The organism is Hydrogenophaga laconesensis (genome assembly GCF_031457235.1).
Lineage (GTDB): Bacteria > Pseudomonadota > Gammaproteobacteria > Burkholderiales > Burkholderiaceae_C > Hydrogenophaga > Hydrogenophaga laconesensis.
Window position 1 is genome coordinate 14215 of record NZ_JAVDWE010000015.1, and the last position, 12747, is coordinate 26961.

General features: G+C 65.2%; 12 protein-coding genes. 4 read left to right on the top strand and 8 right to left on the bottom strand.

Annotated elements, in window-relative coordinates:
- Positions 1–116 precede the first annotated feature (116 nt).
- The 4 genes from yidC to rpmH all read right to left on the bottom strand — a co-directional run bounded on the left by yidC (position 117) and on the right by rpmH (position 2700).
- Positions 117–1823 carry a membrane protein insertase YidC gene (gene yidC, locus J2X09_RS21485; RefSeq protein ID WP_204735587.1) on the bottom strand — a complete coding sequence of 569 codons (1707 nt, stop codon included), beginning with the start codon at positions 1821–1823 and terminating at the stop codon, positions 117–119.
- Positions 1820–2107, bottom strand: a complete 288-nt coding sequence (gene yidD, locus J2X09_RS21490) for a membrane protein insertion efficiency factor YidD (RefSeq protein WP_204735586.1) — start codon at positions 2105–2107, stop codon at positions 1820–1822. The genes yidC and yidD overlap by 4 nt, the downstream gene beginning before the upstream one ends.
- A complete protein-coding gene (locus tag J2X09_RS21495) occupies positions 2097–2492 on the bottom strand; it encodes a ribonuclease P protein component (RefSeq protein WP_204735602.1) in 396 nt (131 codons plus the stop codon). Before J2X09_RS21495 ends, yidD begins: the two co-directional genes overlap by 11 nt.
- A gap of 73 nt (positions 2493–2565) precedes the next feature.
- A complete protein-coding gene (gene rpmH, locus J2X09_RS21500; RefSeq protein WP_006299042.1) occupies positions 2566–2700 on the bottom strand; it encodes a 50S ribosomal protein L34 in 135 nt (44 codons plus the stop codon).
- Positions 2701–2933: 233 nt separating this feature from the next.
- Between rpmH and dnaA the strand changes: the two genes are divergently transcribed.
- The 3 genes from dnaA to gyrB all read left to right on the top strand — a co-directional run bounded on the left by dnaA (position 2934) and on the right by gyrB (position 8340).
- A complete protein-coding gene (dnaA, locus tag J2X09_RS21505) occupies positions 2934–4352 on the top strand; it encodes a chromosomal replication initiator protein DnaA (RefSeq protein WP_204735585.1) in 1419 nt (472 codons plus the stop codon).
- Between the two features lie 183 nt (positions 4353–4535).
- Positions 4536–5642, top strand: a complete 1107-nt coding sequence (dnaN, locus tag J2X09_RS21510) for a DNA polymerase III subunit beta (RefSeq protein ID WP_204735584.1) — start codon at positions 4536–4538, stop codon at positions 5640–5642.
- Positions 5643–5724: 82 nt separating this feature from the next.
- Entirely contained in the window at positions 5725–8340 is a 2616-nt protein-coding gene (gene gyrB, locus J2X09_RS21515; protein ID WP_204735583.1) for a DNA topoisomerase (ATP-hydrolyzing) subunit B, read from the top strand.
- Positions 8341–8423: 83 nt separating this feature from the next.
- Here gyrB and phnE (J2X09_RS21520) read toward each other — a convergent pair whose 3' ends face one another.
- From phnE (J2X09_RS21520) to phnD, 4 genes are read right to left on the bottom strand one after another with little or no spacing between them, the layout of a single operon-like run.
- Positions 8424–9254: a phosphonate ABC transporter, permease protein PhnE gene (phnE, locus tag J2X09_RS21520; RefSeq protein WP_204735582.1), complete on the bottom strand. Its 831-nt coding sequence runs from the start codon at positions 9252–9254 to the stop codon at positions 8424–8426.
- Entirely contained in the window at positions 9247–10047 is an 801-nt protein-coding gene (gene phnE, locus J2X09_RS21525) for a phosphonate ABC transporter, permease protein PhnE (protein WP_204735581.1), read from the bottom strand. The genes phnE (J2X09_RS21520) and phnE (J2X09_RS21525) overlap by 8 nt, the downstream gene beginning before the upstream one ends.
- Positions 10044–10838 (bottom strand): phosphonate ABC transporter ATP-binding protein, encoded by a 795-nt coding sequence (gene phnC, locus J2X09_RS21530; protein WP_204735580.1) that lies wholly within the window; start codon positions 10836–10838, stop codon positions 10044–10046. Before phnC ends, phnE (J2X09_RS21525) begins: the two co-directional genes overlap by 4 nt.
- Positions 10839–10843: 5 nt before the next feature.
- Positions 10844–11872 carry a phosphate/phosphite/phosphonate ABC transporter substrate-binding protein gene (gene phnD / locus J2X09_RS21535; RefSeq protein WP_310309355.1) on the bottom strand — a complete coding sequence of 343 codons (1029 nt, stop codon included), beginning with the start codon at positions 11870–11872 and terminating at the stop codon, positions 10844–10846.
- A 215-nt stretch (positions 11873–12087) separates the two neighbouring features.
- Between phnD and J2X09_RS21540 the strand changes: the two genes are divergently transcribed.
- Positions 12088–12747, top strand: a complete 660-nt coding sequence (locus J2X09_RS21540; protein WP_204735579.1) for a response regulator transcription factor — start codon at positions 12088–12090, stop codon at positions 12745–12747.

A 12747-nucleotide genomic window follows, 5' to 3' on the forward strand; every position in this document is an offset into this window, starting at 1 on the left:
CAAAGGCCTGCGATGCAGGCCCAGGCCGGAGAAGGAAGCCCCTTCAAGGGCGTCAAGGGCCCGGCTCTACGGGCCCAAGGTGCCGCCCCTGCGTCAGCGGCGCAGGGGGTGGCCTGCTAGGCCCTGAAGTTCGGCATGCTGAATTTCAGCGGCACACCCATGCTCTTGTTGATCACGGACTGCTGCGCGATGGTCAACACGTTGTTCGTGATCCAGTACAGCACCAGGCCAGCCGGGAAGAAGAAGAACATGACCGAGAACATCAGCGGCATCAGCCACATCAGCTTGGCCTGCAGCGGGTCCGGCGGCAGCGGGTTGAGCGCGGTCTGGATCAGCGTGGTCACCGCCATCACCAGCGGCAGGATGAAGAAGGGATCGGGCGACGACAGGTCGGTGATCCAGCCCACCCAGGGCGCGTTGCGCATTTCCACGCTGGACAGCAGCACCCAGTAGAGCGCGATGAACACCGGGATCTGGATCAGGATCGGGAAGCAGCCGCCCAGCGGGTTGACCTTTTCCTCGCGGTAAATCTTCATCATCTCCTGCTGCATCTGCTGCGGGTTGCCCTTGAGGCGTTCGCGCATGTCCATGATGCGGGGATTGATCTTCTTCATCTTCGCCATGCTGCGGTAGGCGCTGGAGTTCAACCAGTAGAAAGCCGCCTTGATCAGCACCACCAGCAACACGATGGCCCAGCCCCAGTTGCCCACGTAGCCGTGGATCTTCTCGAGCAGCCAGTACAGCGGCTTGGCGAGGATGGTGAGCCAGCCATAGTCCTTCACCAACTCCAGGCCGGGTGCGATCGTCTCGAGCACCTTTTCCTCTTGGGGACCCAGGAACAGACGTGACTGCTGGCTCAGGCTCTGACCCGGCTCGATGACGTTCAGACTGGTGATGCTGCCGACAGCAAACAGGTTGTTGTCGATCTTGCGCGCGAAGTTCTCGCGAGCCACACCATCGTCCAGCAGCCAGGCCGACGCAAAGTAGTGCTGCACCATCGCCACATAGCCATCGCTGGCGGACTTGACGAACTCGGCCTTGTTCTTCTCGATGTTGCTGAACTCGATCTTCTGGTACTTCTTCTCGTGGGTGTACACGGCCGGACCGGTGAAGGTCGAGTAGAAGGGCGTCTCGCTGCTGAGCTTGCTGCCATCGCGCACCAGTTGCTGGTACAGCTGCGGCGTCACAGCCTGGGTGCCCACGTTCTGCACTTCGTGCCGCACGCCGATGGCATAGCTGCCCCGCGTGAGCGTGTAAGTCTTGACCAGCTTCACACCACCCACTTCGGGCGACTCGAAACGCACCTGCAGCTCGTTCTGACCATCGGTGAGCGCCGCGGGGTTCCCCACCAGCGCCATGGGCGTCTTGTGGGTGGGGAAGTTGCCGCCGATCAGACCGGTCTGTGCGACGTAGATGTGTTCGCCACCACCTTGCGTCAGCAGGGTGAAGGGACGTTCCGTCTTGTCCTTGCTCTGGCCGGTGGCCTCGGCGTGTTTGAGCAGCTCGGCGCCGATCAGGGAGCCGCCTTCGCTGTTGAACACCAGCTTGAACACGTCGGTGGTGACCTCGTGGCGCTGGGCAACGGCGCCCGGCGCGGCGGCCGGCGCTTCGCCGCCTGCGGCCGGGGTACCCGATGCCACAGGCACACCGGTGCTGGTGGCACCGCCGGGCTGGCTGGTCGACGCCGCAGGGGCAGTCACGGCCGGCGCGGAGCCCGGGAAGAAAGTGGGCTTGTTGCCATTGTGAATCTGCCACTTGTCCCAGATGAGGACCATCGACAGACCAAAAACCACCCACAGGATGGACCGACGGATGTCATTCATGACGGGTTCTTCTTTTCGCAGGAAGGTGAAATCAGGCGGGAGAACGGCGCGCGAATCTCGGCGGGCACCGGATCATGGCCGCCGTCGCACCAGGGATGGCAGCGCACGAGCCGCCGCAGCGTGAGGTAACTGCCACCCAAAGCGCCGTGGCGCTCCAGTGCGCCAATCGAATAGAGCGAGCACGAAGGTTCGAAACGGCACCCACTGCCCAGCCAGGGGCTCAGCAGCAGGCGGTATCCCTTGACCAGGCCCAGCAGGCCCTGGCGCGGCCAGTCAGCGAGCATGGCGGCCCTCCGTGCGGGATGGCGCCAGCAACTGTTCCAGCTCCGCCCGCACGGCGGACTTGAGCGCGTCGGACGTGGCGCTGACGAAGTGCTTGCGGCTGAACTCGCTGCGCAAGCGCACCACGTGCGCCGCCTGCGGCAGGGTTGCCGACTGGTGGCGGGCGACTTCGTAGATCTGGCGGCGAATGGTGTTGCGCGTGACGGCACGCTTGGCCCAGCGTTTGGGCAGCAGCACACCCAGCCAGGCATCGGCCACAGGAAACAGGGCTTTGCCGTCGTGCGCGCTGGACAGCGCGGCGCGGTGCAAGGCGAAGTGGGGGGTTTTGGCCACGGGGGCGCCCGCCATGACGGCCTGGAACTGTTGCCGGGACCGCAGCCGCTGGATCACCGCTGAACCGTCCAGGTCATGCGATGAGGGAGCCGGGCGAGTCGGCGCCGGCAGAACAATGCGCGCGGCCTCAGACGGCCAGGCGCTTGCGGCCCTTGGCGCGGCGGGCGTTGATCACGGCACGGCCACCGCGGGTCTTCATGCGGACGAGGAAGCCGTGGGTGCGGGCGCGGCGGATCTTGGAGGGTTGGTAAGTGCGTTTCATGATGTGTCTGTGGAAATCGGGGAAACCCGCAATTATCGCAAAAAACCGTTCAGGCCCGCAAGCACCGGGCGCCGTGAGCGGGCGGGACTCATCAGAACCGCCCCGCCATCCATAGGGAAAACGTGATCATCGAGGAGCCCCTCCACCTTGTGGATAACTGACCCGGCGCACTACAATCCACCGATTGCCCCGAGACATTTGTCCACAAGCACAACGATTTCCCAGCTCCCAGCATGATCGAGGGCACTCCCCCTGACGCGTCCCTGGCCGAAACCCAGCTGGACACCCTTTCTCTCTGGACCGCCTGCATGGACCGGCTGTCGCAAGAGATCCCCGAACAGCAGTTCAACACCTGGATCCGCCCCCTGTCCGCCACGGTGGCGGCCGACGGCTCGCGCGTGGTCGTTTCCGTGGCCAACCGGTTCAAGATGGACTGGATCCGCGCCCAGTATGCTACCCGCATCACCGCCCTCCTGGAGAGCATCCAGGGTGCCCCGGTGGTTCTTGAGTTAGCGCTCGCTCCCCGCGAAGGCCCCAGCCGCACGGCACCTGCACCACGTACCGTGCAAGACCAGGTGCTGGCTGAACTGCCCGATCTCGCACCGGCCGAAGCGACCGTTCCCAGCGGCCCCAAGACCCGTCTCAACCCGGCGCTGGCGTTCTCCACGCTCGTGGAAGGTTCGGCCAACCGCATGGCGCGCGCCGCCGCCATGCACGTGGCTGGCAGCCTTGGGCAGTTGTACAACCCGCTTTTCATCTACGGCGGCGTCGGCCTGGGCAAGACCCACCTGGTTCACGCCATCGGCAACCACCTGCTGGCCGATCGTCCACAGGCCAAAGTTCTGTACATCCACGCCGAGCAGTTCGTCTCCGATGTGGTCAAGTCCTATCAGCGCAAGACCTTCGATGAATTCAAGGAGCGCTACCACTCGCTCGATCTGCTGCTGATCGACGATGTGCAGTTCTTCGCCAACAAGGAGCGCACCCAGGAGGAGTTCTTCAACGCCTTCGAGGCGCTACTGGCCAAGAAGAGCCACATCGTGCTCACCAGCGACACCTATCCCAAGGGCCTGGCCGACATCCACGAACGCCTCGTTTCACGCTTCGATTCCGGTCTCACCGTGGCCATCGAGCCACCGGAACTGGAAATGCGCGTGGCCATCCTGATCAACAAGGCGGCGGTGGAAAACGCGGTCATGCCCGAGGAGGTGGCTTTCTTCGTCGCCAAGAACGTGCGCTCCAACGTGCGCGAACTCGAAGGCGCGCTGCGCAAGATCCTGGCCTACTCGCGCTTCAACCAGAAGGAAATCTCGATCCAGCTGGCGCGCGACGCGCTCAAGGACCTGCTGTCGATCCAGAACCGGCAGATCAGCGTCGAGAACATCCAGAAGACGGTGGCCGATTTCTACAAGATCAAGGTCGCCGACATGTACAGCAAGAAGCGGCCGGCCAGCATTGCGCGGCCGCGCCAGATCGCCATGTTCCTGGCCAAGGAGCTGACCCAGAAAAGCCTGCCCGAGATCGGTGAGCTGTTCGGCGGTCGTGATCACACCACGGTGTTGCATGCGGTGCGCAAGATTGGCGCGGAGCGCCAGCAGAACACCGAGTTGAACCAGCAACTGCACGTGCTGGAACAGACGCTCAAGGGATGAGGCCGGACCACCCCTGCACCACCGGCCGACGCCGGGAATCGCTCGCTGGAAGACGCCAGCGGCGATTTTGCGGGAACCGGCCACAAAAAGGCGAAAATAGCGGGGATTTGGCCCAGGCAACGGGCCGGGCCAACCGGGGGGCAGGAGCCGGCCGGCAAGCAACCAGAAAAGAAAGAGTCTGACATGATCGTTTTGAAATCGACCCAGGACAAAGTTTTGGCCGCGCTGCAGTCCGTCGCGGGCATCGTGGAGCGCCGTCACACCCTGCCGATCCTGGCCAACGTCCTGCTGCGCAAGACTGGCTCGCAGGTGCAACTGACCACCAGCGACCTGGAAATCCAGATCCGCACCACAGCCGAACTCGAAGGCGACAGCGGCAATTTCGCCACCACGCTGGGTGCCCGCAAGCTGATCGACATCCTGCGCACCATGCCGGGTGACCAGACCGTCAGCCTCGAATCCAGCGCCGGCAAGCTGATCCTCAAAGGTGGCAAGAGCCGCTTCACGCTGCAGAGCATGCCGGCCGAGGACTTCCCTCTGGTGCAGGAGTCCGCCAGCTTCGGTCCGGTGTTCTCGGTGCCACAGAAAACGCTCAAGAGCCTGCTCGGCCAGGTCTCGTTCGCGATGGCCGTGCACGACATCCGCTACTACCTCAACGGCATCCTGTTCGTGGCCGAAGGCAAGCAGCTCAGCCTGGTCGCCACCGATGGCCACCGTCTCGCGTTTGCGTCCAGCACGCTGGACGTGGAAGTGCCCAAGCAGGAGGTGATCCTGCCGCGCAAGACCGTGCTGGAACTGCAGCGCCTGCTCTCCGACAAGGAGGGCGCGATCGAGATGCAGTTCGCCGCCAACCAGGCCAAGTTCAGCTTCGACGGCATGGAGTTCGTCACCAAGCTGGTCGAGGGCAAGTTCCCCGACTACAACCGCGTGATCCCGAAGAACCACAAGAACATCGTCACCCTGGGCCGCGCGCCACTGCTGGCTTCGCTGCAGCGCACCGCCATCATGACCAGCGAAAAGTTCAAGGGCGTGCGCCTGAACGTCGAGCCGGGCGCACTGCGTGTGGCCTCGAGCAACGCCGAGCAGGAAGAAGCTGTCGACGAACTCGACATCGACTACGGAGGCGACACGATCGAGATCGGCTTCAACGTCACCTACCTGATCGACGCACTGCAGAACATGTCGCAGGAGATGGTTCGCATCGAACTCTCCGACGGCAACAGCTCTGCGCTGGTCACCAACCCCGACGACAACGCTTTCAAGTACGTCGTCATGCCGATGCGGATCTGAGTCCAGCCGTCCTGGTTGCTCCCGCCTTCCAAACCCGCGAACCACGCGGGTTTGGCGTTTACTGAGATCGAGAAACTTCACCATGTCCGACGCCAACAAGCCCGCCGAATCTGTCAACACCGGTGCGGCCCAAGCCGAAAGCTCCAACTTCCAGCCCACCATCGACGCCCACCAGGCCGGTGCCAGCGAAGGCTATGGCGAGGGTTCGATCCAGATCCTGGAAGGCCTGGAAGCCGTTCGCAAGCGCCCCGGCATGTACATCGGCGACACCTCCGACGGCACCGGCCTGCACCACCTCGTGTTCGAGGTGGTCGACAACTCCATCGACGAAGCGCTGGCCGGCCATTGCGACGACATCGTGGTGACCATCCACACCGACAACTCCATCAGTGTGGTGGACAACGGCCGCGGCATTCCCACCGGTGTGAAGATGGACGACAAGCACGAGCCCAAGCGCTCGGCGTCCGAGATCGCACTGACCGAACTGCACGCGGGCGGCAAGTTCAACCAGAACAGCTACAAGGTGTCGGGCGGCCTCCACGGCGTGGGCGTGAGCTGCGTGAACGCACTCAGCCAGTGGCTGCGCCTGACCGTGCGCCGTGAAGGCCACGTGCACCAGCTCGAATTCGCGCGCGGCTTCGTGCAGAACCGGCTGATCGAGTCCACGCCCACGGGCGTGGAGATCTCGCCCATGCGCATCACCGGGGCCACCGAGAAGCGCGGCACCGAAGTGCACTTCCTGCCCGACTACGAAATCTTCCGCGAGAACAGCGACTTCCACTACGAGATCCTGTCCAAGCGCCTGCGCGAACTCAGCTTCCTCAACAACGGCGTGCGCATCCGCCTCAAGGACGAACGCAGCGGCAAGGAAGACGACTTCTCCGGCGCCGGTGGCGTCAAGGGCTTCGTCGACTTCATCAACAAGGGCAAGACCGTCCTGCACCCCAACGTGTTCCACGCGCTCGGTGACCGCCAGAGCGACCAGGGCACCAACATCGGCGTGGAAGTCGCCATGCAGTGGAACAGCGGCTACAACGAGCAGGTGCTCTGCTTCACCAACAACATCCCGCAGCGCGATGGCGGCACCCACCTCACCGGCCTGCGCGCCGCCATGACGCGGGTGATCAACAAGTACATCGAAGAAAACGAGCTGGCGAAGAAAGCCAAGGTCGAAGTCACCGGCGACGACATGCGCGAGGGCCTGTGCTGCGTGCTCAGCGTGAAGGTGCCCGAGCCCAAGTTTTCCAGCCAGACCAAGGACAAGCTGGTCTCCAGCGAAGTGCGCGGCCCGGTGGAAGACGTGGTGGCCCGCCTGCTCACCGACTACCTGCAGGAGCGCCCCAACGACGCCAAGATCATCTGCGGCAAGATCGTCGAAGCCGCGCGCGCGCGCGAAGCCGCGCGCAAGGCCCGCGAGATGACGCGCCGCAAGGGCGTGCTCGATGGCATGGGCCTGCCGGGCAAGCTGGCCGACTGCCAGGAGAAAGACCCCGCCCTGTGCGAGATCTACATCGTGGAGGGCGACTCCGCCGGTGGCTCCGCCAAGCAGGGCCGTGACCGCAAGTTCCAGGCGATCCTGCCCCTGCGCGGCAAGATCCTGAACGTGGAGAAAGCGCGCTACGAGAAGCTGCTCACCAGCAACGAAATCCTCACGCTCATCACCGCGCTGGGCACCGGCATCGGCAAGGCCACCGGTGTGGGCGGCACCGCGGGCGTGGACGACTTCAATGTCGCCAAGCTCCGCTACCACCGCATCATCATCATGACCGACGCCGACGTGGACGGCGCGCACATCCGCACCCTGCTGCTGACCTTCTTCTACCGCCAGATGCCCGAGCTGGTGGAACGCGGCCACATCTACATCGCGCAGCCGCCGCTGTACAAGGTGAAGGCCGGCAAGGAAGAGCTGTACCTGAAGGATGGCTCCGCGCTCGACGGCTTCCTGCTGCGCATCGCCCTGAAGGACGCCAGCGTGCTCACCGGTGGTGCCACGCAGACCACGCTCACCGGCGACACCCTGGCCGAACTCGCGCGCAAGCACCAGATCGCCGAGAGCGTGATCGCGCGCCTCTCCAACTTCATGGACGCCGAAGCCCTGCGCGCCATCGCCGACGGCGTGTCACTCAACCTCGACTCGGTCGAGCAGGCCGAAGTGAGCGCCATCGCACTGCAGGCCAAGCTGCGCGAGCTCGCCACCACCGGCGTGCCCGCTGAAGTGGCGGCCGAGTTCGACGTGCGCACCGACAAACCCATCCTGCGCATCAGCCGCCGCCACCACGGCAACATCAAGAGCAGCGTCATCACGCAGGACTTCGTGCACGGCGCCGACTACGCCGCGCTGGCCACCGCCGCCGACACCTTCCGTGGTCTGCTCGGCGAAGGCGCGAAGGTCACGCGCGGCGAGGGCGACAAGCAGAAGGAAGAGAAGGTCAGCGACTTCCGCCAGGCCATGCGCTGGCTCATCAGCGAAGCCGAGCGCACCACCAGCCGCCAGCGCTACAAAGGCCTGGGCGAGATGAACCCCGAGCAGCTCTGGGAAACCACCATGGACCCGGAAGTGCGCCGCCTGCTCAAGGTGCAGATCGACGACGCCATCGAGGCCGACCGCGTGTTCACCATGCTGATGGGCGACGAGGTGGAACCGCGCCGCGACTTCATCGAGACGAATGCACTGCGGGCGGGAAATATCGACGTGTGATCGTCCTGGCCGACCGCTTCACGAGCTGAAAAACCCAGGCCCCTGAGTCGAGAGACCCAGGGGCCTTTTTTGTCTTTCCCCGCTCACAACACCCGCTTGCGGATCTGCACCACCACCACCTCGGCGATCAGCACCACCGCGAAGATCGCGATCAGCACCAGGGCGACGCGGTTCCAGTGGAAGAGGTTGAGTGCCGTGTCCAGCGCCATGCCGATGCCGCCCGCACCCACCAGCCCGAGCACGCCGGATTCGCGGATGTTGATGTCCCAGCGCAGCAGGGCGACCGACCAGAAGGCTGGCTTGATCTGCGGCCAGTAGCCGTACCAGACCTGCGCCAGCGTGGAGGCGCCCGCCGCCTGCAGCGCCTCGATCGGGCCGCGTGGCGTCTGTTCGATGGCTTCTGCGATGAGCTTGCCCACGAAGCCCACGGAGCGCAGCGCAATGGCCAGCATGCCGGCCAGCGGGCCAGGTCCGAAGATGGCCACGAACAGCAGCGCCCACACCAGCGAATTCACCGAACGGCTCGACACGAGCAGCACTCGCGCCATGAAGTTCAGCGCGCGGTTGCGCGTGAGGTTGGACGCCATCAGCAGGCCGAGCGGCACGGCCAGGGGCAGAGAGAGCAACGTGCCCAGCGTGGCCATGTGCAGCGTTTCCATCAAGGCGCTGTGGATGGTGTCGGGGTAGTGGCTCCAGTCCACGGGCCACATGCGGGTGAGCATGTCGCCCATCTGCTCGGGTGCGTCGTACAGGAACTCGGGGATCACCTCCACGTGCCGCAGCGACTGGACCAGGGCCCACACCATGAACAGCCACAACGCGTAGCGCAACATGCGCTGCGTGAGCGTGTGCCGCTGCCAGGTACCGCTGGAAGCGGGGGCGAGGGGGAAGGGGGCGGCGGTGGTGTCAGACATCGAGCGCCTTCCGGGCAGCGTTGACCAGCAATTCGCCCACCACGATGATGCAGACGATGGTGGCGAGGATGGTGAAGACGAAGTCGTAGTCGAAGCGCTGGAACGCGGCGAACAGCGTGCCGCCGATCCCGCCGGCGCCCACGATGCCCACCATGGTGGAGTTGCGCAGGTTCGAATCCAGCTGGTAGGTGGAGAAGCCGACGAAGCGGCTCATCACCTGCGGCAGCACCCCGAACAGCACCACGTTCATGAACGACGCCCCCGTGGCGCGGACGGCCTCCACCTGCTTGGGCGAGATTTCCTCGATGGCATCGGCAAACAGCTTGCCGACGAAACCGATGGTGCCCACCACCAGCGCAAGAATGCCCGCCAGCGGGCCGAAGCCCACCGCCTTGACGAACAGGATGGCCTTGATCACCGGGTGCAGCGAACGGCACAGCGCGATGAAACCGCGCGTGACGGTGCGCACCGGGCCGGGCACCATGTTGCCCGCGGCGAGCAGGCCGATGGGCAGGCTCAGCGCCACGCCAATCGCCGTGGCCAGCACGGCGATCTGCAGGCTTTCGCGGATGCCACTCCAGAGCACGTCCATGCGCGAGAGCTCGGGCGGAAACATGCGCGCCAGGAAACGGGCGCCCTGTTCCATGCCGTGCAGCAACCGTTCCTGGGTGAGGTCGATCTGGCCGAGCACATACGCCGCATACAGCAGCACCGCCAGCCAGCAGAGCTTTTCAGCGGCGCTCCAGGCGAACGCCTTTTCCGCGGGCGCGGCGGCCGTGGTGGTGGGGTTCATTGCTGCCACGCGCGGCCCCCGTAGATCGTGTCGAGATGGTCGCCGTTGAGTCCCGAAGGCGGGCCGTCGTAAACCACCTCGCCGCCCGTCATGCCGATGACGCGGTCGGCATGGCGCCGGGCCAGCTCCACGTCGTGGATGTTGACCACCACCGGAATGTTGTGGCGCTGCCCCTGTTCGCGCAGCAGTTGAATGATCTCCACCGAGGTCTTGGGGTCGAGCGATGAAGTGGGCTCGTCGGCCAGCATCACGCTGGGGCACTGCATCAGCGCGCGGGCAATGCCCACGCGCTGGCGCTGGCCGCCGCTGAGTGCGTCCGCGCGCTGGTTGGCGAAGGCACCGAGGCCCACGGTGTCCAGCAGCTCGTGGGCGCGGTCGAAATCCTCGCGCGGAAACTTCCGGCGGAACGCCTGCCACGCCGACACATAGCCCAGCCGCCCGGTCAGCAGGTTCTCCATCACGCTCAGGCGCTCCACCAGGTTGTATTCCTGGAACACCATGCCGATGTGGCGCCGGCTGCGGCGCAGCGCACCGCCCTTGAGCCGGGCCATGTCCAGCCGCTGCCCGTCGACGCTCAGCCAGATCTCGCCGGCACTGGGGTCGACCAGCCGGTTGATGCAGCGGATGAGCGTGGACTTGCCCGTGCCCGAGGGCCCGATGATGGCCGTGAGGCCCGTGCCGTCGATGTCCAGGTTGATGTCCTTGAGCACCGGGTGCCCGGGCTTGTAGGCCTTGGCCAGGTGACGTATCTGGAGCGAGCCGGGCTTGATGGGGAGATCGGCGAGAGGCATGGTGCTCACTTCTTGCCCTTCGCCGCTTCTTTTTCGTAGGCCGAGCGGTTGAAGCTTTCGCCGGCGGCCGTGGCCACGTCGCGCACGATGGCGAAGTCCTTCAGGTAGGTAGAGGGGATGAACTTCACGTCGCCTTCGAACGCTTTGGTCATCTCGGGCGTGAAGGTGTAGTTCATGAAGCAGCCCACCAGCTTGGCGCGCAGCTCGGGCGCCAGGTCGTGCGCGTAGGCGAACGAGGTGGTGGGGAACGGGTCGCTGGTGTAGAGGATGTTGAAGTCGGCCGTCTTGATGGTGCCGCGCGCGGCCATGCGGTGGAACACATTGGCCGCCACCGCGGCGCTGTCGTAATCGCGGCTGGCCACGCCGAGGATGGACTGGTCGTGCTTGCCGGAGAACACGATGTTGTAGTCCTTGCCCGGTGTGACGCCCACCTTGGGCAGCAGTGCCAGCGGCGCCAGGTGGCCGGAGTTGGAGGAAGGCGATGCGTGCGCCACGCGCTTGCCCTTGAGGTCGTTGAGCGACTGCACCGCGCCGTCCTTGCGCGAGATCATGATCAGCTTGTCGTCGCGCGGGCCCTGCTCCGTGCTCTTCACCGCGAACGGCACCGCGCCGGCCACGTTCACCGCGAAACCGGTGGCACCGGTGGAGAAACCCGCCACGTGCAGGCGGCCCGCCCGCATGGCCTCGATCTGCGCCGCATTGCTCTGTACCTGGAAGAACACCACCCGTTTTCCGGTGCACTGGGAAAGGTGTCTGGTGAACGGGTCGAACAGTTTTTCGTAGACCGCGGGTTCCTCGATGGGTGTGAAGGTGAACACCAGGGTGCTGGGGTTGCGCAGCTTTTTCGGGTCGGTCGGCGTGTCGGCCACCAGGTCCTTGTTGGCGTCGCAGTAGGCGGTGTCGAGGTCACCGCGGTTCGCGCATTCCGCGCCTTGCGCCTGCACGGCGGTGCTGGCCAGCAGGCCGGCGGCGAGCACGCCCGCAGCCAGTGTCGCGGGCAGGGATTTCGAGGCGCGGGGCATCGTGTTCTTCATGGTGTCTGTCTCCTGTTGGGTGGACCGTTGGAACTGGTGGTCCGACTATAGAAAGGCGCCGGCCTGCCGTGGTGCGCTGTCTTTCTGTTGGCCTTCACCCGGCTTTCAGCCTGCTTTCAAAACCCCTCGGTGTTTGCCCTGATGGGCACTGGCCCCAGGCGCATGCTGCCGTCGTCAACCCTTAGACTGCCCGTCTCCTGTGCCTCGGTGAGCCCATGAAACTGCTGTTGGTGGAAGACGATTTCGATCTGGGTGGTGCACTCGTGCGCGTGCTGTCCAAACGCGGCTTCGACGTCGCGCGCTGCAGCGACGGCCTGACCGCGCTGGAATGGCTGCGCACCAGCACCTGCGACGTGGTGCTGCTGGACCTGGGCATTCCCGGCATGGACGGCCTGCAGCTGTTGCAGCGCATGCGCGGCCGGGGCGATGCCACACCGGTGCTGGTGCTGACGGCGCGGGGTGCCGTGGGCGACCGTGTGGCCGGCCTCAACGCCGGGGCCGACGACTACCTGGCCAAACCCTTCGACATCGACGAACTCGAAGCCCGCGTGCGCGCGCTGGCACGCCGCTCCCACGCCGCCGACATGCCACATTGCGGCGCGCTGCGGCACGACCGCGCCTCGGGCGCCTTCTATGTGGGCGCGCAGGCCCTCGATCTCACACCGCGCGAGGGCGCCCTGCTGGCCGCACTGATCGCCCAGCCCGGCCACGCCGTGGCCAAGGAACGGCTCACCACGCTGGCGTTCGGACAGGACCTGCCCGCACAGTCCGATGCCATCGAGGTGGTGGTGCACCGCGTGCGCAAGAAGCTGGTGAACACGGGCGTGGGCATCATGACCTTGCGTGGAGTGGGCTACCTGCTGCAGGAAAGCTGA

What these genes read in the sequence shown, in the direction of transcription:
- rpmH (WP_006299042.1), bottom strand. Translation starts at nt 2,700, where the DNA reads ATGAAACGCACTTACCAACCCTCCAAGATCCGCCGCGCCCGCACCCAC.
- J2X09_RS21540 (WP_204735579.1), top strand. Translation starts at nt 12,088, where the DNA reads ATGAAACTGCTGTTGGTGGAAGACGATTTCGATCTGGGTGGTGCACTC.
- yidD (WP_204735586.1), bottom strand. Translation starts at nt 2,107, where the DNA reads ATGCTCGCTGACTGGCCGCGCCAGGGCCTGCTGGGCCTGGTCAAGGGA.
- phnE (WP_204735582.1), bottom strand. Translation starts at nt 9,254, where the DNA reads ATGTCTGACACCACCGCCGCCCCCTTCCCCCTCGCCCCCGCTTCCAGC.
- phnD (WP_310309355.1), bottom strand. Translation starts at nt 11,872, where the DNA reads ATGAAGAACACGATGCCCCGCGCCTCGAAATCCCTGCCCGCGACACTG.
- phnE (WP_204735581.1), bottom strand. Translation starts at nt 10,047, where the DNA reads ATGAACCCCACCACCACGGCCGCCGCGCCCGCGGAAAAGGCGTTCGCC.
- dnaN (WP_204735584.1), top strand. Translation starts at nt 4,536, where the DNA reads ATGATCGTTTTGAAATCGACCCAGGACAAAGTTTTGGCCGCGCTGCAG.
- phnC (WP_204735580.1), bottom strand. Translation starts at nt 10,838, where the DNA reads ATGCCTCTCGCCGATCTCCCCATCAAGCCCGGCTCGCTCCAGATACGT.
- dnaA (WP_204735585.1), top strand. Translation starts at nt 2,934, where the DNA reads ATGATCGAGGGCACTCCCCCTGACGCGTCCCTGGCCGAAACCCAGCTG.
- gyrB (WP_204735583.1), top strand. Translation starts at nt 5,725, where the DNA reads ATGTCCGACGCCAACAAGCCCGCCGAATCTGTCAACACCGGTGCGGCC.
- yidC (WP_204735587.1), bottom strand. Translation starts at nt 1,823, where the DNA reads ATGAATGACATCCGTCGGTCCATCCTGTGGGTGGTTTTTGGTCTGTCG.